The organism is Chryseobacterium sp. 22543, assembly GCF_052044565.1.
Lineage (GTDB): Bacteria > Bacteroidota > Bacteroidia > Flavobacteriales > Weeksellaceae > Chryseobacterium.
Window position 1 is genome coordinate 42547 of sequence record NZ_JBQENH010000002.1, and the last position, 22886, is coordinate 65432.

Genomic DNA, 22886 nt, shown 5'->3' on the forward strand with positions numbered 1-22886 from the left:
AAAAGATTTAGATACAATGAAGATTGATAAAAGAATAATCCCCCTGGCCATCGGTGGTTTGGGGATAGGGACTACAGAATTTACCGTAATGGGGCTGTTGCCGGATATTGCAAAAACATTACAGATTACGATCCCGCAGGCCGGACATTTAATTTCTGCTTATGCTATGGGAGTGGTCATCGGAGCTCCGATTCTGATCGGGTACTCGGTGAAATTTCCCCCTAAGAAAGTTTTGATCGCTTTTATGATCCTTTTTACCCTATTTAATGGACTTTCTGCAATTGCTCCAGGATATAACAGTATGCTGGTTATCCGTTTTCTGTCTGGACTTCCTCATGGAGCATTCTTCGGAGTAGGAACGGTAGTCGCTTCAAGAATGGCAGGAAAAGGGAAAGAAGCATTTTATATATCGATGATGTTTACGGGGCTCACGGTCGCCAACCTGGCCATGGTTCCTCTGGTCACCTACATCGGACATACATTCCATTGGAGACTGTACTTTGCTATTGTAGCAGTTATTGGTCTTTTTGCCATATTATTTTTGAAACTGTGGCTTCCTGCAATGGAATCCAATCAAAATACCCATTTCATGGAAGAGCTGAAATTCCTTAAAAATAAACAATCCTGGCTGGTCCTTGCCATTACAGCGATTGGATTTGGAGGTCTTTTCACATGGTTAAGTTATATTACACCTTTAATGACTGTTGTTGCAGGAATCAAAAGCAGCCAAATGGCCTATGTCATGGTTCTTGCCGGAGCCGGAATGGTAGTTGGAAACCTGGTAGGAGGGATCGTTTCAGATAAATTGGGACCTGAAAAAACATGTGCCCTTCTGATCTTCCTGATGATGATTTCTCTGGGAGGAGTATTTTTCCTTGCTGAGCATCAGAATATCGCTCTTATACTGACCTTTATGTGTGGCGCTTTATCAATGTCTATTGCATCGCCTATCAATATTATGATGATGAAAGCTGCTCCAAAAAGCGAAATGATGGCCGCTGCTTTTATGCAGGCAGGTTTTAATATTGCCAATGCAATGGGAGCTTTTTTTGGGGGAATTCCTCTGGAATACGGTTATTCATTCAACTATCCATCACTGGTAGGAGTAGGAATGACTTTTATTGGGGTGATTATAAGTGTAAGGTATATGTATCTGTACGGTTCAAAGGCTCAAAATGAAGAGGAAGTTGCCGCAGAATGTGTATCTTGTGATAAATAAGATTATTCTTTCTTATGAAATAAAAAAAGAGCCTGTTTCTGATTGAAACAGACTCTTTTGTATAAAATGAGTTTTATGCCTCTACCTCATCTCCATTTTTGCACCAGTAGAGGGCATTGTATAAATTTTCTTTGGGAAAAGATTTAAACTCTCCCGGCATCAGAACACTGAAAATACTGGTAAAATCACGTATACCTTCTTTGTCAGTCACAATGGCCGACCGGTTCCAGTTGGTAAGATTTTTCAATCCTAACAACAGATCTTCAAGCCATGCTCCCATGGTAAAATTATCCAGATCGGTATCCAAATACAATAAGTAATTCAACTCACCGAATTGCTCTACCTTCTCTTTTACGCGCGGAATTACCAGTCTTTCAAAATCCTCTTTCGTTACTTCTCCCGTTGCATTAAATGCTGCAACATTTTCCGGGGCTTCTGGAATAATTGTTATCATAATAAATATTTTATGGTGGTTTGAGTTTTAAAGAACAACAATAATTACACCATAATTTGATGAAAAATTGTTAAAAAAGGTATAAATATTGTTACTTTCAATATAAAATATTAATATGGATCTCAAATCAAATGAACCTTTCTGGCTTTTAAAAAACGGACTGTTAGCTTCTTATCCTTCTTTAAAATCAAATGAAGAATGTGATGTTCTTGTTTTGGGAGGTGGTATTACAGGAAGTCTGATTGCCCATCAGATGATAGAAAACGGATATAATACAATCCTTATTGATAAAAGAGAGCTTTGCAATGGAAGCACTTCTGCTACGACTTCAATGCTGCAGTACGAAATAGATGTTCCTCTTTATGAACTGATAGAAAAAATAGGCATAAAAGGAGCTGTTTTAAGTTATAAAGCCTGTAGTGATGCTATTGATACATTGGAAAAACTTTCAAAAATGATTAAATCCAATGCAGGTTTTAAAAGAAAGAAATCTCTGTATTTTGCTTCAAAAAAGAAAGATGCAGAATGGCTGAAGAAAGAATATGAAGTGAGAAAAGAAAACGGATTTGAAGTGCAGTGGCTTGATGCAGAACAGATTCTTGAAAAATTTGAATTTAAAAATACTTACGGCGGTATTTTATCCAGGCAGGGAGCAAGTATTGACGCTTTTCAGTTTGCTCATGAACTTTTCATGCATAATGTAAAGAAAGGATTGAAGATATTTGATAAAACTGAAATGATAAAAGTGGAGGAGTATAAAGGTTTTAACCTGGTTACGGTAAACAGTGGATATCAGATCAAAGCAAAAAAAATCATTTACTGCATTGGTTATGAAAGTAAAAATTTACTGAAAGAAAACTTTGTGAATCTGAAAAGTACTTATGCTGTGGTTTCTGAAATAGACAAAGACAAGTTTAAAAATATAAGCAGTACATTGGTCTGGAATACTGATGATCCTTACCTCTACATGCGGACTACCGATGACGGAAGAATTCTTATCGGTGGGGGAGACGAAGACTTTTATGACGCTGAAAAACGGGACACTCTCCTTAATAAAAAAGAAAAAGAGATTCTTAAAAATCTGAAGAAAATAAAGCCTGATTACCATTTTTACCCTGATTTTGTATGGGCAGGAACTTTTGGAGAAACTAAAGATGGTCTGCCTTATATCGGAGGACATAAAAAACTGAGAAACTCCTATTTTGTATTAGGTTTTGGAGGAAACGGAATCACTTTTTCAGTAACGGGAATGGAGATGGCTTCTCTATTTATGAAAAATAAAAAACATCCGCTGTCAAGATATTTTAAGTTTGGGAGGTGATACTGGAGTTTTTGAACCACAAAAGTCACAAAAGTCTTTAAGCACTTAAGTTATTTTAAGCTACTGCTAAATGTTTAAGGAGTGCACTTAAGTTTCTGAAAACCTTCGATTTTTAATCTATCCATAAAAACTGTTTAGATTCCTACGGAATGACACAATTGGAACAGCTGTTTATTTATGCAGGTTGTCATTCCGTAGGAATCCTGGTTAAATTACTTGAAAAAATGTAATAAATAGATACTCCAACAAATACTCCAATTGCAGACGCTTAATTCCCATCCTCTGGAGGGTGGCGAAAATTCAAAGAATTTTTGACGGGGTGGTTTACATGTATTTAATAACATAAAAAAGCGGGTAAAACCCGCTTTTAAACTACAAACTATACCCGTTCTTTTTTGCCAGTTCAACAATAGAACTCTCAATTGCTTTTCCCAGGTCATCAGAATCATCAGTGCCTCGTTTTTTCATTTCTCCGTCAATAAAGGTCTGGCGCTTTTTGGAAAGCTCTTCAATTTCTTTCTGAATTTTATCACGAGCGGCAGACTTTGCCGTGATCGTTTTTTGAATTTCTTCCTTGCTTTTTCCTTTCAGCTCGGCAGGAAGTTCACTTTCTTTTACATTGGCAATAAATCCGGCATCCTTTTCGGCCTTATCCACCAAATCCCAGTGATCATTTTTGTAAGCATTCTTTTTAGATTTGGCAACGGCCCTTTCCACTAAGTTGGATGCTGACTGTGATTCAGCGTTTTTATCCTGCGTGATCTGCTTTAGTCTGTATTCCGAACCGTGGTTTCCATAATAGATGTAAGTATCGTTCAGCTTTGCATTGCATTCGGAAATTTTGATATCGTAAGGCGTTTCAATATAGATTACTTTTCTGTCACTGTCGATATTGAAATATTTTCCACCTCCCAAAGACGCGCCGTTTTGCCAGAATGTCTGGATTCCTTCTTCCCGGCTTCCGCAGAAAATAGTGTTGGTGTAAATGTTTTTATCCTTTGCTTTTGAAACAACATCCTTATAATTTATTTTTCCCTGATTGAATGCTTCATTCCCTGCAATATAAATCAGTTTCATACTTTTATCATTGCTGTCCCAGTTCAGGTTGGCAGAAGCATCACGGATAACAGCACCGCAATATTCACTGCCGCCATTGGTTTTTAAGGCAAATAGTTTTTCGGAAATAAGATCAAGATCCTGAGTAAGAGGAGCAATCTGGCGGATATAATTTTCATCGCGGATTCCGTCGTTGCCATATTCATACAGGGCAATTTCAATCTGGGGCGTTTTTCCGTTGTACTTTAAAGTGGTCAAAGTATTCACAATATTCCACAGTCTGGATTTTGCCTGATCAATCAATCCGTCCATACTATTGGAAGTGTCCAGTAAAAGAGCGACCTGAATTTTATTGTCCTTTACAATTGAGCTGGACGGAATCAATGTTACTGGTACATTACTTTGTATAGAGCGGTTCTCCGGAATATTGCCAGAGCTTAAAAAAGCTGTACCCGCTGCAAGTGCTAAGATTTTTAAAGTTGTCATATTATTATTTATTATTGGTTATCTGCTGTAATATTGGATCTGCATCTCTTTAGGATATTTTACTTCATAAGAGAATGTAATCTTCTCAGAATTGCCTGAACCTATGTTTTTGTTCCACAGGATACTTCCCGTTTTATCATCAAGGTTTCCTCCACCCAAATCCAATGTTTTGACCAGAATCTTAGAATTTTCACTGATTGGGAGCTGGTCAAGAACTTCCAGTTCAATATTTTCTTTCGTATTATTTCTGATACTTATCTGGTAAGACTCTGTTTCCCATTTGTTAGAATTCATTGCCTTTTGAGAAGTTTTATCTTCAAGCTTAATTCTTTTTACTGTAATTCTTTCATCTGTTCCCAGAGAAATCGGGAATTCGTCTTTCACATAATTGCTGGTAATATTGGTTTTCCCGATATAATTATCATCAAAGTAAATATTGGCTTCTCCATTGATGAGGTTAAGATTCTGCCAGTTCTTTATAAAAGCCATCAGGAATACCTGATTATTAAGTTTAGGAACGGTGTGGTATTTATAAGTGGCATCAATTTGTTTTTTATCCAGAATGACATACTGTTCTTTTTCCTGGCTTACTATGGTCTGATTGTAATTAAGCTCATAGATCACATTCATCTGGCTGTCAGAAACTGAAGCTACAGGAATCTGACTTGGCTTTGCAGCAATATCTTCTCTCATTTGATAGACATTAGCTGCTGAAGTTTCCTTTTTAGATTTATAAGCTGCCACTTCCATCTGAGAATTGTATGGTGTATATTCAGCTACGTACAGCGGAGATAAAATAGGTCTGTCCTGGTTGTATGAAGGTCTGTAAGTAGAGACAAACAGCTTTACATTTTTCCAGTCCTGTCCGGTCTTCTGATAAATTTTACCTTTATAAACCATTTCAAGAGGTTTCTTGACAGACTCAGCACGCAAATCATAAGAAGGAATCCATCCGGCATCAGAAACAATATAGCTTATCCCAAGATTCAGATTGGTTTCGTTATCTGCAAGAATTTCAAGCAATAGCTCTCTGCGGTTGGTATTTTTATGCGTTTGCTCCTCGGCAGACTGCTTGTTGAGTTTTGCGATACTTTCATCCAGAACCGTTTTCTGTTCGTCCAGAAGAAATACCTGGCTATCGATTTCCAGCATTCGTTTTCTATAAAATTCCGTAAGCTTAATAAGCTGTTCCTGCGGAGTAGATTTATCATTGGTGGAGACTTTTAAATTGTCATTAATGATCCGTTGCTCTCCCATCAGGTTTTTGATTTGAATATTCAGCAGGCTCACCTGTCTTTGAAGCTTTTTTGTCTCTGTTTCAAGTTTCTTTTCATTGTCTGATAATTCATCATTCTTCAAAAAATTATTTTGAGGCGTTATGGAAAGGAGTGTAGTATTTTTTTCAAGATTGATTTTATACGTATTTTCATCCAGATTATTGGGAAGATTGACAATTCTTATGGTATTTCTACCTTTCTGAAGACTCACATTGGTACTTCCGAAAACTTTTGCTCCCTGAAGAAATACAGTGGCCTGCTTTACTTCAATTTCTTTTTTTATTTCCTGTGCTTTACTAAAGGCAGCCAAAAATATGATTAATAGTAAAAAATAGCGTTTCATCGTTTATTATTTTGAATTTCTAGAAGTAAAATTATCTCTATTTAAGGCTGAAAATTGGGAAACTTGGTGAAGGGGTAATTTGACTTGGTGAGTATGCCATAGAGAAAAAAGAGGTTGTTTCAAAATTGTCATTCTGACGAAGGAAGAATCTCTTTTACAATAAATTCGATTCCGTTCGAAACGACAGAAAACAAAAAAAGCTACCCTTTGGGGCAGCCTTATTTAATTTATTATTTTAAAGAATCTCGTATCTTGTCTTGATACTGTATTTCAGCTTGATGTTTTCAATATTATCAAAAGAATAGTCTACCGGAGCATCAGACATTTCCATCTGTACACTGTTTACTCTGCCTTTATAAGCTGCCGGCATGATCATATCGCTGGTATAGTCTTCTATTTCTACGATTTCAAGAGCATTTCCGGTTTTTTTGCCCATACTTTCCAGTAAATAATCTGCTTTTTCTTTAGCGGCTTTCAAAGCATTGATCTTTACTGCTTTTCTGAAATCTGCAATTTTAGTACTCTTTACCTCTGCGATGTTCAGGCTGCTTACCCATTTTTGATTCAGGTCTTCAAAAATTTTACTCAGACTTGATTTTGTGTCGGCTTTAAACTGATAACTTTTAGTAAACTTGGCTGTTTTAGAATAAATATTCTGGTACATTGATTTGAACTTGATGTCCTCGTTCTTTACTCCTGCATTTTTTAAAGTTTCAAATAACTTCTTCTCATTATCTGCCAGATCATTTTTGTTATCTGCTTTTATTCCGATGCTGAAGATGATTTCATCCGGTTCTACTTCCATTTCGGCAACACCTGTAACTTCAATTGCGTTTTTCTTTACTTCTTGTGTCTGAGCGTTTACAAAGCTTCCAAGAGTTAAAATTCCGATTAATAAAAAATGTTTCAATTTCATAATTTCCTGTTTTTAAATTTTTAATTACTGATGTAAAATTACGCCGATCAGAAACCGGAATTCGGGAGACTTGGTGAAATGGAGCTTTCACTTGGTGAGACTTCAGAAATGAATTACTTCTCTTTATTTTTCTTCAGATCATATTTTACGTTGAGGTTCATAATATACTGTATACCCACTTCAGGATCAGAGTTGTTAATAACCTTATCAAAGCCGGTATAATCTGTTCCGTCATAGTAAAAGGTCTTTGATTTTCTTTCTTCTTTTTTTACATATCTGCTGTCATATCCATAGGTGACGCTGGCGCTTTCAAGAGCGGTATAATTTTGATATTGATTTTTGGGAAAAATATAAGTAAAACCTGAACTGGCTGTAGGTTTGCCGATAATTTCCTTTTTAAATAAACCAAAGTAGTTTTCCTTCTTTTTATCGAAAACAGCATATGCTTCTTTGAGAAGATCTTCCTGGATTTTATCAATATCATTGTTGATGTAATCCACTTTAATAATATCATAGATCTGAAAATCCGAAGCTTCAGAGATCAGTTTTTCAATCATTGAATGTTTGTTTACCGTAATAATGATATTTTTCTTGGTTTCGAACCCATCCATTTTCTGAATGGTTACCTGAGTGTCTTTATTAATGTCATAATCATAGATTTTTGTCTGCGAGATAAAATCCACAAAAATATCATCGTTTTTGATGCCCATTGATGATATCCTTTTTATAAAACCATTGATTCTCCTGTTGATATTTTCGATGGCAATTTTAGGTGTGGCAGCTTCTTCATTCAAACCCAGAGTAAGTTTATATTGGTCTGCAGTCTTATTCATCAATACTTTTACACTAACAACCAAGGTGGAATCATTGGCGAAATAACTATTAGTATTGTTGAAGTCAGGGAGGTTTTTTAGGGCGGAATAATCGTTGTTATTTTTGTCTCTGTAAATTTGGTTTCCTCCCACCTGCGCTTTTGAAAAGCTTAAAAAAGAAGTCATGATGAGAAAAAATGCTACTGTTTGTTTTTTCATGATTTTTAAATTTGAATTATTTTGCCCCAAACTTAGTCTTACGGTCACGGTGTCAATGACTAAACTTGGTGAAAGGGTATTTTCGCTTGGTGAATAGTTTTTGAGTACACTATATATATGTATATCTTTGTTTTATGAAAATGTTTACACTTCTTACAATCTTTTTACTGATGCTTTGGGGAAATACTATGTCTTCCCAGAACACTAATAATAGCAGTGCTGCTGTGGAAGAAGTGCAGGTAGAGACGAAGAAGCTGAAAAAAGCAATGGATACTAAAAATGAACCTGCCCAGGCAGATTCATATTATAATATTGGCGAAACATTTTTTAATAGTGGAAATTTTCCGAAAAGTGAAGAGTATTACACCAAAGCGAAAAATCTGTATGAAAAACTCAATGACAAGCCAAATATTGAAAAAGCAACCCGCAGATTGGCCCAGTCACAGGAAAAACAGAATAAAATAACGCCTGCTATCAGTAACTATGGCAGAGCGGCACAAATGAATTATAGTGAAAAAAGTAAGGCCGTCAATTCTAATGACGTTACAAGACTTTCTTCTCCTACGCCGGAGCTTAGGGCAGAAGCTATTCAGAATAATATCAACCTGAGTAAAAAAGAAAACGAACAGGGTGATCTTGCGGAAAGCTACAGTCAGTTAGCTGATGTCAATCTTAAACAGAAAGATGTTTCCAGTGCGGAAGAAAATCTTAATACAGCGTATAAAATCTCTAAAAAAGAAGCTCCGCAGCAAGCATTGGCCATCAATCAGAAACTTGCAGATCTTTATGTTGAAAACAAGAACTTTGAAAAAGCTATTGAAGCCAAAAAGAAGGTGTTGAAAGAAGATTTTGTAAAAGAAAACTCGCAGGAAAAAGTCAATCAGATTCAGGAACTTGCGGATATTTATATTAAGAAAAATGATCCTAAAGAAGCGGTAGATCTTTTGAAAAATGCCTATGGAATTGCTTTGGATAAAGGCCATACATTAGAAGCGCAGAAGAGCGTAAAAAAGCTGGACAGTCTGTACGCTATTTCAGGAAATATTGATGCCTCCGTTCAATTGTACAGAGACTTTTTAGGAAAACTTCCAAACCTGGTTTCCAAGGACAGAAGCCTGGTAGACAATAAAATTCTGGAAGATACCGAGCAGCGGATTTCTCAGCTGGAAAAAGAAAGAGAATTGAAAGATGAGCTTATCCGCAAGAAAAATGTATTCAATTATAGTCTGATCGGAGCTTTAATTCTATTGACGGGATTGATTATTTTTATTTTCAGAACACTGAAAAAAGTTCAGACAAAAAATAAAAAGATTGCTCTTCAGTCGTTGCGCAGAGAGATGAACCCGCATTTTATCTTTAACAGTTTGAATAGTGTTAACCACTTTATTGCAACCAATAATGAACTGGAAGCCAACCAGTATCTGACAAAATTCTCCAAGCTGATGCGTGGCGTGATGGAAAATTCTACCGAAGATTTTATTCCTTTCCAACAGGAGCTTGACCTTCTCCAGAATTATCTTGCTTTAGAAAAAACACGTTTTGCAGATAAGTTTGATTATGAAATTGAAGTAGATGAAAGTTTGAATATGCAAAACCTCCAGATTCCGGGAATGCTGATACAGCCGTTTCTGGAAAATGCAATATGGCACGGACTCCGTTACAGAACAGAAAAAGGATTTTTAAAATTAAACTTTGAAAAGAGTGAATCGCATCTGAAGATTCTTATCGAAGACAACGGAATAGGCATTGAAGAAAGCAAAAAGCAGAAAACCCAGCATCAAAAAACAAGAGAGGGCAGAGGAATGAAAAATACACTGGAAAGAATTCAGCTTCTGAATGATTTGTACAAAAAAGATATTACCTGCTCTGTAAAGGACAAGGAAAATGATACCGGAGTTTTAGTCACTATAAAAATTAATATGCACTAATCTGAATTCAGGTTAGTGTATTTTGTTTGTGAATCAGTCATTTACTTACTATATTTTTTTAATTTAATAGGATGTTACTTTTTATCAAAGTGCCAGAAACACTCGAAAATTGCACTTTTCTAATACCTTTTACCTTCTATCTGCCACCCGCCACCCAAAAAACCTGTAACCATTTTGAGAAAGTTATTGTCTTAATAGATAAAAACTTAACCCAAAATGGAAACTAACCGTCAAACAGCCAGACTCGCAGGTTTTTTTTATCTTATTGTTATCGTAACCGGACTTTTCAGCCTAATGTACGTTCCGTCTAAGCTGATCGTCTGGGAGAATCCTGCATTGACTTTTCAAAATATTTCTTCTTCAGCACAGTTATTCAGATTAAGTATAGCAAGCAGCATTACCTGTTATATCGCTTTTACTTTACTTCCTTTGGTCTTGTATAAACTATTGAAAGCTGTAGATGATCGTTATGCAAAACTGATGGTTATTCTTGCTCTTATCAGTATTCCTATTTCCTTTATCAATCTCCAAAGCAAATTTTCTGTTCTTACTATTATTGAAGGCGCTGACTATCTGAAAATATTTGATCTACAGCAGCTGCAGGCCCAGATGATGCTCTTGCTGAGCAGTTATAACAAGGGACTTTTAATTGCGCAGATCTTTTGGGGATTGTGGCTTTTTCCTTTTGGATATTTGGTATATAAGTCCGGTTTTTTACCAAAAGTTTTAGGAATCTTCTTAATGTTGGGCTGCTTTGGATATGTGATCAACGTTTTTGGAAGAACTGCAATTCCTCATTTTTCAGACAATTCAATATCTGGTTATGTCACATTACCGGCAACAGTAGGAGAGATAGGAATCTGTCTGTGGTTGCTGTTGGTTGGGATACGAAATAAAAAAGTGAATTAAAAAATCATAATCATGAACAATTCTACAAAATTTGAAGATGTGCAGATCAATGTGAAAATCATATTGGCCGGTCTTTGGACTTCGGTTACTCTGTGCTATCTGTACGGTGATTATTTCGAGCTTTATACTCCGGGGAAAACCCGTGGTCTGGTGGAGGGAACCAATTTATTAGATTCCCCATCTAAATTACTTCTTGCTTCAGTCATTTTGGCTATTCCCGCGATAATGGTGTTTCTTTCTCTGATATTAAAACCGGTAGTGAACAGAATGCTCAACATCATCTTTGGTACATTTTTTACTCTGGTAATGCTGTTTATTGGTATTATTTCTTTCTCGGATTGGTATTTGTTTTATGTTTTTCTTGCCATGGTAGAATGCATTATTACGATATTGATCGTAAAGCACGCATGGTGCTGGAAGAAAGTATAACCTTTATCCACACATGGTTTGGGTAAGATTGTAAGGTTAATTAAATATTCCTAATTTGCATCTGGAATCTATTACCTGCCACCTAATATCTTACGTAATGAAAATAAAAGCCGTAATTGTAGACGATGAACTTATAGCAAGAGAAGTTTTACGAAGTTATCTTACCAAATACTGTCCGCAGGTGGAAATTCTTGGTGAAGCTGAAAATATTAAAGAAGCCGTGCCATTGATTGCTGAAAAGCAGCCTCAGTTGGTATTTCTGGATGTAGAAATGCCTTTCGGAAATGCCTTTGATGTATTGGAAGCTACCAAGGAATTTTCCTATGAAACCATTTTCATTACTGCATTTTCACAATATTCATTACAGGCTTTAAACAAATCAGCAAGTTATTATATTTTAAAACCTATTGATATTCAGGAGCTGATTCTTGCGGTGAATAAAGTAGTAGAAAGCCTTGAGAAAAAAGAAGAGCTCAACCGGAATAAGATTCTGCTTGAAAACCTGAAATTAAAACCTGAAAAACAGCAGTTAATTCTTCCAACCCTGCAAGGATTCGATGTTGTAAAGACTGAAGATATTATGAGACTTCAGGCTGATGGAAACTTTACGCAGGTCTATCTCACTGACGGCTCCAAAAAAATGGTGTGTCGCTTTTTAAAACATTTTGATGACTTGCTGGAAAGCCCGTTTGTGAGAGTTCATCGTTCCCATATTATCAATACAGGGTTTGTGAAATCCTACCATAAAAGCGGAACCGTAATGCTGTCTGATGATACTGAAATTGAGGTTTCAGGAAGCTTTAAAGATAATTTTCTGAAAGTATTTTCATAGAATTTATTGTTCCTTAACAGCTTTAAGGCATTATTTTTGACGTTTTTATAAGAACCACACAAAATATTCCGATCATGAAAACCATTCATAAAATTATACTTCCCGTTTCGTTGGGAGCATTGGGGCTTGTTATTTTCAACTCATATTCTGTAAGGATTCCCAGAGGTGCCTCTGCGGTAAAGAATTTTGATCTTAATAAATACCTTGGTAGATGGTATGAGATTGCCCGTTTTGATTACAGGTTCGAAAAAAATATGGATAATGTCACTGCAGAATATACAGAGAATCCGGATGGAACAGTTCAGGTTAGAAATAAAGGGTACGATTACGTTAAAAAAGTATGGAATGAATCTATAGGGGAAGCAAAATTTGTAAAAGATCCGAAAGAAGCCCGTCTGAAAGTTTCATTTTTTAAACCAATCTGGGCCGGTTATAACGTTATAGATATTGATGAAGACTATCAATATGCTCTGGTGGCAGGAAGCAGCTTAAAATATTTATGGATGCTTTCCCGTACTCCTAACATTCCTGAAAGCATCCGCCAGCGTTTCCTTCAGAAAGCAAGAAAAATTGGCTATAATACCGATGAGCTGATCTGGGTAAAACATAATCAGTAAAAATAAAAGGGCAAAATGATGTGCAAATTTGCCCTTTCATTTTTTAGTTTTTAATATATTCTTTCCATTCCTCAAAGCGGTGATCAATAACCTGTTTCATCAGATCATAGTTTTCGTAGGTATCCTCAATGTGGTAGAAGGTTTCGTATTCGTAATCGTTTTCCTCAGCTTTAGCATCAAAAATATTAACGTAATCATCAGCAAATGAACTGTATCTGTTTCCGAAATCTGTTTCATCGGCATAGTAATCCTTTGCAAAAAGATTTCCCAGCTCATTCAGGTCATATTCAGAAAATTTCCCGTCGCAGGACTCCATAATAAATTCTGCACCTGTGATTTCTCTGCGTTTTAATTTTTCAATTTCCTCTTCACCATCTTCTTTCAGTTTATCAGAAATCAGATCATTCTGAATGCACCAGTTCAGGAACATTCCTGTATGTGTTGCTCCGTTTTTCTGAGGAAGCTCCTCAGGAAAATCACCACCATAATGCCATGAAGCATCATCATATTTCGACATAATTCTTATTGTAGTTTTAAATAAATTTTGTCAAAAATAGAAAAAATCAATTTATATTGCTGCAGCCACAGAATTTTCCGTCATTTGCATAGAATTTTTTTCAACAAAAAAACATATGGAAAAAGCTGTTCTGATTACCATTGGTGATGAAATCCTTTCTGGAAACACGGTAGATACCAATTCTAATTTTATTGCTGCTGAACTTAAAAACATAGGAATAAAAGTTACTCAGATTCTTACAATCTCAGACGAAATTGAAACCATTAAAGAGGCTTTGAATGTTGCTTTTGAAGCAGGCGACTTAGTGATTACAACAGGAGGACTCGGGCCTACCAGAGACGACAAAACCAAAAAGGCACTTGCAGAGTATTTCAATGATGAAATTGCCCTGGATGAGGTGACATTCAATCATCTTAAAGGGTATATGGAGAGAAGGGGAAGGGCAGATATTCTCGAAAGAAATAAGGAACAGGCTTTTGTCCCAACCAAATCTATTGTGTTTCAGAATCATTACGGAACAGCGCCCTGCATGATGATGGAGCTGGAAGGTAAACTGTGCTACAGCCTTCCTGGTGTTCCTTACGAGGTAAAACCGCTTATCAAAGATCAGATTATTCCCTATTTACAGGAAAGATTCAGCCTTCATTATATCCATACCAGGATTGTTTCCGTAGTGGGAATTCCCGAGAGTATCCTTGCAGATACCATTGAAGACTGGGAACTGGCACTTCCGGAAAATATTGCACTGTCTTACCTTCCGGTGGGAACGCGTGTAAAGCTTCGTCTGACAGCTTCCGGTGATAATGAGGAACAGCTGAAACAGATAACGGAAGAAGAAATTCAGAAACTACTTCCTTTGGTAGAAGGTCACGTAATCGCTGTATCGGAGGATAAAATCGAAAATATTCTGGCAGAAATGCTTACCGAAAGAAATCTGACGATTTCCACAGCAGAAAGCTGTACCGGAGGTGAACTGGCAAAAATGATCACTTCAGTTTCCGGCAGTTCAAAATATTTCCTTGGCGGAATGGTGGCTTATGCTACAGAGAAAAAGATTAAAATTTTAAATGTTTCTAAAGCAACCGTAGACCAGTTTACTGTGGTAAGTGAAGAGGTAGCTCAGGAAATGGCAAAAGGCTGTCAGGAATTATTTGAAACCCATATTTCTCTTTCTACGACAGGTGTGGCAGGCCCGGGAAAAGGAGAAGACGGTAAAGATATCGGAACGGTTTATTATACGATAAGGATTAATGACAAAGCAGAAACATTTACATTATACATGCCTCATCTGGAAAGAGTAGACTTCATGAATTTCGTTTCCCAAAAGGTGATTCAGGATCTTGTAAGCTTACTTATAAACAGTTAGATACATTTCTGCTTTTTAATTTTTTTTTAATTAATTTTAGTAGAGTTTTTCACACTTTTTGAGACCCATTCAATAAATTTCAAAATTGTGGAAGATTCCAAACAGATTTTTCAGACCAACAGCAGGAAACGCTGGAAAAGTGTACAGTGGGGAAGCCGTATTTTTATCTTTGTAGGAATACTGCTTTTGCTTGCTTTGGGGCTGATGATGACCCTGGACAGAAGTCCTAAAATTCCTTTTAAAGAAGATTATAAAGCTGTAATTACGGCCAATAAACCCTATCTTCAGGAGAATAAAATTTCCAAAGAATATAAAGGTTTCAGAAGCTTTATCTCGGAAAAAACAATCCATACCAACCTCGATAAAATTCAGAAAGCGAGAGCAGAAAGATATAAAAATCAGAACAGAAACTGGGCTCAGTTTCCAGGCGGAATCCGGTCTGCATTCTATGTAGCATGGGATCCTCAGTCTCTGATGTCTCTGAAACGAAATATCAGACACGTTAATCTGGTTTTTCCGGAATGGTTTTTCCTTGATCCTAAAACAGGTGATCTGAAAACCAATGTGGATCCGGAAGGGTACAAAGTGATTAAAAGAACGGGAGTTGCTGCAATGCCAATGTTGAGCAACAACTCTGATCAGGAATTTCATTCAGAAGGAATTGTAAAAGTTCTTAATGATCCTCAGAAAAGATCACATTTGATTCAAAAACTTACCCAGCAATGTAAAAAATACCATTTCAAAGGCATTAATATTGACTTTGAGGATATGAATCTGGATTCTGATGAAAATCTGATTGCTTTTATGAAAGAGCTTTCAGAAACTTTCAAAAAGAACCAGCTGCTGGTGACTATGGATATCATGACAGACAATGATGATTACAACATCCCGAGATTGAATCCCTATGTAGATTACTTTGTATTGATGGCTTACGATGAATATTCTGCAGGAAGTGATGCAGGGCCGGTTTCCTCTCAAAAATGGATCGAAGAACAGACAGGAAAAATCGTAAAACAAACCTCTCCACAAAAAATCATTCTGGGCTTGGGAGCTTATGGCTATGATTGGAGTTCCAATAAAGATGATAATACCTCTGTAACCTATATGCAGGCAATTACCAAAGCCAGCGCCAGTAAAGCAGTAATTGATTTTAATGACAATACTTTTAATTTAAATTATTCCTATACTGATTCTAAAAACCTCACCCACACGGTGTTTTTCAATGATGCGGCTTCTATTTTCAATACGATGCGTTTCTCCTCAGAATATCCATTGGCAGGAACAGCACTCTGGAGACTGGGAAGTGAGGACAGCAGAGTCTGGAATTTCTATGATAAAGATCTTACGTTTGCCGGCCTTTCCAAGCTGAATTTAAAAAACCTTGAAAATGTAAAAGGGCAGACCATGGTGGATTATATTGGTGATGGAGAAGTATTGGATGTTCTGAATACGCCTCATGACGGAAAAATTGCACTTGAAATTGACCCGAAAGAAAAAATAATCACGGATGAAAATTATATTACCTATCCAAGCTCTTATGAGGTGAAAAAATATGGAAGTGCCCCACAAAAAGAATTGGTGCTTACTTTTGATGACGGTCCGGACGAAACATATACTCCGCAGATATTAGATGTACTGTCCAAATATCATGTTCCGGCAGCATTCTTTTTAGTAGGATTAAATGCAGAAAAGAACCTTCCACTCGTTAAAAGAATTTACAGAGAAGGACACGAGATAGGAAATCACACATTTACCCACGAGAATGTAGCGAAAGTAAGTCCGGAAAGAGCTTTGCTGGAACTGAAACTAACAAGATTGTTGATAGAATGCGTGACAGGACACAGTACAATTCTGTTCAGAGCTCCGTATAATGCAGACTCTGAGCCTACTACTTCGGAAGAAATTATTCCGGTAGCACTGGCAAGACAGCAAAACTATCTGGATATCGGGGAAAATATAGATCCTGAAGACTGGCAGCCGGGAATAAAAGCAGATGAGATTGTAAAACGTGTGATGGCCGGGCTCAAACTACAGAGAGGAAATATCATCCTTCTTCATGATGCAGGCGGAGACACCAGAGAAGAAACAGTGAAAGCTTTAAAAATCCTGATCCCTACACTTCAGAAACAGGGCTATCATTTTACCAACCTTACCAGTATTCTGCATAAAACCAGAAGTGAACTGATGCCTGAAGTTCCGAAAACGAAATCATATTATATCATGCAGCTCAACCTTGTTTTGGCCACTGTAATTTATGGAATAAGCCATTTTCTGGTTGCATTATTTACCATTTTCATTGTATTGGGTTTGATCAGACTATTGCTGATGGCATATTGGGCTTTTAAAGAACGAAAAAAAGAAAAAAAACTTGGTGGGTTTCCGGTTTTGGAATCTTATCCGAAAGTTTCTATTATTGTGCCTGCTTATAATGAAGAAGTGAATATTGTTTCTTCTCTGCAGAATCTGCTGAAGCAAACCTATCCAAATTTTAACATTATTATGGTAGATGACGGAAGTAAGGATTCTACTTATGAAAAGGTATTAGAAGCATTCCCTGGGCATCCGAAAATGAAAATTTTCACCAAAACAAATGGCGGAAAAGCAACGGCCCTGAACTTCGGAATATCACAGACAGATGCAGAATACGTAGTCTGCATTGATGCAGACACCAAACTGCAGCAGGATGCCGTAAAATATCTGGTTGCAAGATTTTTGAACTCAAATCCGGAAGAGAAAATTGCAGCCGTAGCAGGAAATGTGAAAGTTGGAAACAGAGTCAATTGGCTTACCAGATGGCAGGCTATAGAATATACAACAAGTCAGAATTTTGACAGGCTTGCATATGCGAATATCAATGCGATTACCGTAATTCCGGGTGCTATCGGGGCATTCAGAAGAGCTGTGATCCTTGAGGCCGGAGGTTATTCATCCGACACTTTAGCAGAAGATTGTGATATTACCGTGAAAATTTTAAAAGCAGGGTATACCGTCGCCAATGAAAACAGAGCGGTTGCTGTTACGGAAGCTCCGGAGACTGCGAGCCAGTTTTTGAAACAGCGTTTCCGCTGGACTTACGGAATCATGCAGATGTTCTGGAAACAGAGACAGACTTTCCTTAACCCCAAATATAAAGGATTAGGACTTTGGGCAATGCCGAATATTTTATTATTCCAATATATTATTCCATTTTTCTCACCGCTGGCAGATGTGATTATGTTCTTTGGAATTTTGTCCGGTAACGGAGATAAAATATTTACCTATTATCTGATCTTCCTTTTGGTGGATGCTTCCTTAGCTTTAGTGGCATTCATTATGCAGCGTGAAAAACTGATCAATCTGCTGTATATTATTCCGCAGAGATTCGGATATAGATGGCTGATGTATATTGTTTTGTTTAAAAGTTTAAGAAAGGCATTGAAAGGCGAAATGCAGTCCTGGGGATTCCTGAAAAGAACCGGAAATGTAAAAGAGATAGCAACTTCTTAAGAAGCCGGGAAGCCGGAAGAATGAGGCTGGAAGTTATTGTATGATTTTCATAACTTCCAGCTTCCTTCTCCCAGCTTCCATCTTTTATAAATTTTTATAATGCTGTAATGTTATTTGTTTAAATTTGTTTTCATAAAAAGTAACAAATACGAAATAAATCATACCTATTCTAAAAATTGTTATCATAATGAAAAAAATAACGCTTTCTTTGTTTTTAATAGCAGGGATTTGTACTCAGACTACCATGAGCGCACAAGCTAAAGCTGCTAAAGTAGCAGTGAACAATACAGACAAAGGTTTAGACCTTAGCTTGATGGACACTTCGGTGCGTCCTCAAGATGATTTTTACAACTATGTGAGTGGAACCTGGATGAAAACTGCCAAAATTCCATCTGATAAACCAACTTGGGGAAGCTTCAACAAACTGGCTGAGGACACGGATAACAATTCCATGACAATCCTGAACTCTCTTCTGAAAGATAAATTTGCTGACGGAAGTGAAGGTAAAAAAATCCAGGATCTCTATGCTACTTACATGAACATGGAGAAGAGAAATGCAGACGGAATCAAACCTATCCAGGAAAATCTGAATAAGATTGATGCTATTAAAAACATGGCTGATCTTCAGAACTACCTTACTTCTGTAACGAAAGAAGGAGAAAATGTTTTTTACGGATGGGGAGTAGATGCAGACCTTAAAGATTCTAAAATGAACGCGGTTTATTTAGGAAATGCTTCTTTAGGTTTAGGAAGAGATTACTATCAGAAGGTAAACGAAAAAAATACAGAAGCAATTGCTGAATATCAGAAATATGTAGCTTCAATGCTAAAAGAATTAGGGTACAAAAATGCTGATGAAGCAGCAAAAGGTATCGTAAATTATGAAAAAAGCATCGCACAGACTTATCTGACAAACGAGCAGAGCCGTGATAACACACTTCAGTACAATCCTAAGACGATGGCTGAACTTTCTGCTCTGGTAAAAAATGTAGATCTTCCAGGATATCTTAAAAAAGTTGGAGTAAATTCTGACAAAGTAATTATCAGTGAATTAGGATTCTATAAAAACTTCGATAAATTAGTGAATGCTCAGAATCTTTCTGTAATCAAAGATTATCTGAAATTCCACATGATCCACGGAAGTGCTTCTTACTTAAGTGAAAACTTAGGGAACATGAAATTTGCTTTCTATGGTAAATATCTTAGAGGACAGCAGGAACAAAGAGCTCTTAACAAAAGAGGTTTTGAATTGATCAACGGTTCTTTAGGAGAAGCTTTCGGAAAATTATATGTTGAGAAATATTTCCCTGCTGAAGCTAAAGCTCAGATGGTAGAATTGATCGATTATTTAAAGAAAAGTTTCGCAGTTCATATCAACAACTTAGCTTGGATGTCTTCTACAACTAAGGAAAAAGCAATGCAGAAACTGAATAAGTTTACGGTAAAAGTTGCTTATCCGGACAAATGGAAAGACTATTCAAAATTAAATATCCTTTCTGAAGCAAATGGTGGAAACCTGTATAAAAATCTTCAGAACATCGGTGAATGGCAGTACAATAAAGACTTAGCTAAAATCGGTAAGCCAGTGGATAAAACAGAATGGGGAATGACTCCACAGACTGTAAATGCATATTACAACCCGGTAAACAACGAGATTGTATTCCCTGCTGCTATCCTTCAGCCGCCATTCTTTAACCCTAAAGCTGATGCTGCTGTAAACTTCGGAGGTATTGGTGCCGTTATTGGTCACGAAATGAGCCACGGATTTGATGATTCAGGAGCACAGTTCGATGCTGATGGTAACTTAGTAGACTGGTGGACTCCGGAAGATAAAGCGAACTTTGAAAAGGCAACAAAAGCTCTTGCTTCTCAGTATGACAAATACGAGCCTGTAAAAGGAACTTTTGTAAATGGTACTTTCACAAACGGTGAAAATATCGCTGACTTAGGAGGAGTGAATATCGCTTATGATGCTCTTCAGATGTATTTAAAAGACAAAGGAAACCCAGGAAAAATCAGTGGATTCTCTCAGGATCAGAGATTCTTCCTAAGCTGGGCAACGGTTTGGAGAACATTATCTAGTGAGAAATATATGGTAAATCAGGTGAAAACTGATCCGCACTCTCCGGGATACTTCAGAAGTTTTGGTCCGCTTATCAACGTTGATGCCTTCTATAAAGCATTCGACGTGAAAAAAGGAGACAAATTATACAAAACTCCGGAAGAAAGAATCAAAATCTGGTAAAAATAACAACCGCTCAGCAATGGGCGGTTTTGTTTTTTAGGTAGCAGGTGAATAGGGTTTAGGGATTAGGGAATCGGATGAGTTATATTTGTCGTAGTATCTTCCATCATTCCCATCCTTTGGAGGGGTGTCAAAAATCCCTTGAATTTTTGACGGGGTGGTCTACAACAATGTCATTTTCCACCCACATTTCAAAAGAACACCCAAAAACTTCAAACCTTAAACTCAAAACTTTAAATTTTTAACCTTAAATCTCCATTCAGATATAAATATCACTCATCACATATCATTAAAGTTTGTATATTTGATAAGTTTGTGTAAAATCAAAAATAATCTTTAATGAAAAAGCTAAATATTGGAATACTTGCCCTTTCAGGTATTGTATTTCTTAATTCGTGTGGTGCAGCAAAGACTGCAGGGACAGAGAATAAAACAGAAGCTGCAGCAAAAGTGGCTGAACCGGTAAAAGAAGAAGCAAAAGAAGAGGGAATCAATTTATCGTATATGGATACCAGTGTCCGTCCACAGGATGACTTTTTTAGCTATGTAAACGGAAATTGGGTGAAAACTACTCAGATTCCTTCTGATAAAGCAAACTGGGGTTCTTTCAATGCTTTGAGAGAAAACGTAGATGATGCTTCATTAGATATATTAAACAAAATCCTTACAGAATCATATCCGGCCGGATCAGAAGGACAGAAAATCCAGAATTTGTATGCCTCTTTTATGGATACCAATAAGAGAAATGCAGAAGGACTCGCTCCTATCAAAGCTGATCTTGCCAAAGTAGATGCCATTAAAAGCCTTAATGATCTTCAGAAATACCTGTTGGATGCTACAAAATTGGGAGACAACTCTTTCTATGGATGGAGAGTAGGTGCTGATATGAAGAACTCCAATATGAATGCAGTATATCTTGGCGGTCCGGATTTAGGTTTGGGAAGAGATTATTATCAGAAAGTAAACGAGGCCAATACCAAAACACTGGCAGAATATCAGGCATACGTTGGAAAGCTATTCGGAGTTTTAGGATATAAAAATTCTCCACAGGCTGCACAGAATGTGGTAGATTTTGAAAAACAGCTTGCTAATTATCTATTGACTCTTGAGCAAAACAGAGATGCCAATTTAAGATACAACCCTAAAAATGTATCAGAATTGTCTGGTCTGGTTAAAAATGTTGACCTTGCAAAATATCTTAAGGATGCCGGAGTAAATACAGACAGAGTAATCATTGGTGAACTGAAGTACTACCAGAATATGGATCAGTTTGTAACGCAGAAAAACCTTCCTTTACTGAAAGACTATCTGAAATATCATATCATCAATGGAAATGCAAGCAACCTGAATGACAGCCTGGAGCAGATCAGATTTGACTTCTATGCTAAATATTTGCAGGGTCAGAAAGAACAGCGTCCAATGAACAAAAGAGGTCTTACGCTTGTAAACGGAGTTCTTGGAGAAGCTTTCGGAAAATTATATGTTGACAAATATTTCACTCCTGAAGCTAAAAAGCAGATGGAAACGTATATTGATTACCTTTTAAAATCATTCAAAACACATATCGCCAATATAGACTGGATGTCTCCTGAAACCAAAGTGAAAGCTCAGGAAAAACTATCCAAGTTTACCGTGAAAATTGCTTACCCTGATAAATGGAAAGATTATACACAGTTAAAAGTAGAATCTCCAAAAGAGGGAGCAACATTATATTCTAACCTTCAGAATGTAGCAGCATGGCAGTATCAGAGAAGTTTAGATAAAGTAGGAAAACCTGTGGACAAAACAGAATGGGGAATGTCTCCACAAACGGTAAATGCATACTACAGTGGATCAAACAACGAAATTGTATTCCCTGCAGCTATTCTTCAACCGCCTTTCTACAATCCTAAAGCTGATGCAGCAGTGAATTTCGGAGGTATTGGTGCCGTTATCGGTCACGAAATTTCTCACGGATTTGACGACAGCGGTTCCCGTTTCGATGGAGATGGTAACCTTAATAACTGGTGGAGTGATGCAGATCGTAAAAACTTTGATGCAAAAGTAGGTCAGCTGGCAGCTCAGTACAGCGCTTATGAGCCTGTAAAAGGAAGTTTCGTAAACGGTAAATTTACAAGCGGTGAAAACATCGGTGACTTAGGTGGAGTAGCGGTGGCTTATGACGCGCTGCAGATGTATTTAAAAGATAAAGGAAATCCAGGTAAGATCAGCGGGTTCACTCAGGATCAGAGATTCTTTATGAGCTGGGCAACCGTCTGGAGAACAAAAGCTACTGATCAGTATATGATCAATCAGGTGAAAACAGACCCGCACTCTCCGGGAATGTTCAGAGCTTTCGGGCCACTGGTAAACCAGGATTCATTCATCAAAGCATTTGATATCAAACCGGGAGACAAATTATATAAAGCTCCTCAGGACAGAATAAAAATCTGGTAATTTTACCTTAAATTGTTA

Annotated in this window: 17 protein-coding genes; 11 read left to right on the top strand and 6 right to left on the bottom strand. The window is 37.0% G+C overall.

Annotated features, from left to right (window positions below; all coding sequences use genetic code 11):
* The first annotated feature begins 16 nt into the window (after positions 1-16).
* A complete protein-coding gene (locus tag ACTJIP_RS06060; protein WP_139348497.1) occupies positions 17-1219 on the top strand; it encodes an MFS transporter in 1203 nt (400 codons plus the stop codon).
* A 73-nt stretch (positions 1220-1292) separates the two neighbouring features.
* Here the strand turns inward: ACTJIP_RS06060 and ACTJIP_RS06065 are convergent, their stop codons facing one another.
* Positions 1293-1673 carry an STAS/SEC14 domain-containing protein gene (locus tag ACTJIP_RS06065; protein ID WP_047377160.1) on the bottom strand — a complete coding sequence of 127 codons (381 nt, stop codon included), beginning with the start codon at positions 1671-1673 and terminating at the stop codon, positions 1293-1295.
* Positions 1674-1788: 115 nt separating this feature from the next.
* Here ACTJIP_RS06065 and ACTJIP_RS06070 point away from each other — a divergent pair, with 115 nt between their 5' ends.
* A complete protein-coding gene (locus ACTJIP_RS06070) occupies positions 1789-2994 on the top strand; it encodes an NAD(P)/FAD-dependent oxidoreductase (RefSeq protein ID WP_440704244.1) in 1206 nt (401 codons plus the stop codon).
* A 372-nt stretch (positions 2995-3366) separates the two neighbouring features.
* On the opposite strand, the gene ACTJIP_RS06075 is transcribed toward ACTJIP_RS06070, so the two are convergent.
* The 4 genes from ACTJIP_RS06075 to ACTJIP_RS06090 all read right to left on the bottom strand — a co-directional run bounded on the left by ACTJIP_RS06075 (position 3367) and on the right by ACTJIP_RS06090 (position 8103).
* Positions 3367-4536, bottom strand: a complete 1170-nt coding sequence (locus ACTJIP_RS06075; protein WP_077415624.1) for a VWA domain-containing protein — start codon at positions 4534-4536, stop codon at positions 3367-3369.
* 18 nt (positions 4537-4554) lie between these two features.
* Positions 4555-6156, bottom strand: coding sequence for a DUF4139 domain-containing protein (locus tag ACTJIP_RS06080; protein WP_077415622.1), 1602 nt, complete (start codon positions 6154-6156; stop codon positions 4555-4557).
* A 235-nt stretch (positions 6157-6391) separates the two neighbouring features.
* A complete protein-coding gene (locus tag ACTJIP_RS06085) occupies positions 6392-7072 on the bottom strand; it encodes an SIMPL domain-containing protein (RefSeq protein WP_077415620.1) in 681 nt (226 codons plus the stop codon).
* A gap of 113 nt (positions 7073-7185) precedes the next feature.
* Positions 7186-8103, bottom strand: coding sequence for an SIMPL domain-containing protein (locus tag ACTJIP_RS06090; RefSeq protein WP_219072335.1), 918 nt, complete (start codon positions 8101-8103; stop codon positions 7186-7188).
* A gap of 134 nt (positions 8104-8237) precedes the next feature.
* On the opposite strand from ACTJIP_RS06090, the gene ACTJIP_RS06095 reads away from it, so the two are divergent.
* The 5 genes from ACTJIP_RS06095 to ACTJIP_RS06115 all read left to right on the top strand — a co-directional run bounded on the left by ACTJIP_RS06095 (position 8238) and on the right by ACTJIP_RS06115 (position 12818).
* Positions 8238-10031 (top strand): tetratricopeptide repeat-containing sensor histidine kinase, encoded by a 1794-nt coding sequence (locus tag ACTJIP_RS06095; protein WP_180565328.1) that lies wholly within the window; start codon positions 8238-8240, stop codon positions 10029-10031.
* A gap of 216 nt (positions 10032-10247) precedes the next feature.
* On the top strand, positions 10248-10940 hold the full coding sequence (locus tag ACTJIP_RS06100) for a DUF4386 domain-containing protein (protein ID WP_440704245.1): 693 nt from the start codon (positions 10248-10250) through the stop codon (positions 10938-10940).
* Positions 10941-10952: 12 nt separating this feature from the next.
* On the top strand, positions 10953-11369 hold the full coding sequence (locus ACTJIP_RS06105) for a DUF6326 family protein (RefSeq protein ID WP_440704246.1): 417 nt from the start codon (positions 10953-10955) through the stop codon (positions 11367-11369).
* A gap of 97 nt (positions 11370-11466) precedes the next feature.
* Positions 11467-12201: a LytR/AlgR family response regulator transcription factor gene (locus ACTJIP_RS06110; protein ID WP_047381057.1), complete on the top strand. Its 735-nt coding sequence runs from the start codon at positions 11467-11469 to the stop codon at positions 12199-12201.
* Between the two features lie 74 nt (positions 12202-12275).
* Positions 12276-12818 (top strand): lipocalin family protein, encoded by a 543-nt coding sequence (locus ACTJIP_RS06115; RefSeq protein ID WP_219072336.1) that lies wholly within the window; start codon positions 12276-12278, stop codon positions 12816-12818.
* A 43-nt stretch (positions 12819-12861) separates the two neighbouring features.
* Here the strand turns inward: ACTJIP_RS06115 and ACTJIP_RS06120 are convergent, their stop codons facing one another.
* Entirely contained in the window at positions 12862-13335 is a 474-nt protein-coding gene (locus ACTJIP_RS06120) for a DUF7832 domain-containing protein (RefSeq protein ID WP_440704247.1), read from the bottom strand.
* A gap of 115 nt (positions 13336-13450) precedes the next feature.
* Here ACTJIP_RS06120 and ACTJIP_RS06125 point away from each other — a divergent pair, with 115 nt between their 5' ends.
* The 4 genes from ACTJIP_RS06125 to ACTJIP_RS06140 all read left to right on the top strand — a co-directional run bounded on the left by ACTJIP_RS06125 (position 13451) and on the right by ACTJIP_RS06140 (position 22868).
* Entirely contained in the window at positions 13451-14701 is a 1251-nt protein-coding gene (locus ACTJIP_RS06125; RefSeq protein ID WP_077415606.1) for a CinA family nicotinamide mononucleotide deamidase-related protein, read from the top strand.
* An 87-nt stretch (positions 14702-14788) separates the two neighbouring features.
* Entirely contained in the window at positions 14789-18187 is a 3399-nt protein-coding gene (locus ACTJIP_RS06130; protein ID WP_440704248.1) for a polysaccharide deacetylase family protein, read from the top strand.
* Between the two features lie 187 nt (positions 18188-18374).
* The gene (locus tag ACTJIP_RS06135) at positions 18375-20432 is read left to right on the top strand and encodes a M13 family metallopeptidase (protein ID WP_077415602.1); all 2058 of its coding nucleotides are present in this window, start codon (positions 18375-18377) and stop codon (positions 20430-20432) included.
* Between the two features lie 339 nt (positions 20433-20771).
* Positions 20772-22868 (top strand): M13 family metallopeptidase, encoded by a 2097-nt coding sequence (locus ACTJIP_RS06140; protein WP_077415601.1) that lies wholly within the window; start codon positions 20772-20774, stop codon positions 22866-22868.
* Positions 22869-22886 lie beyond the last annotated feature (18 nt).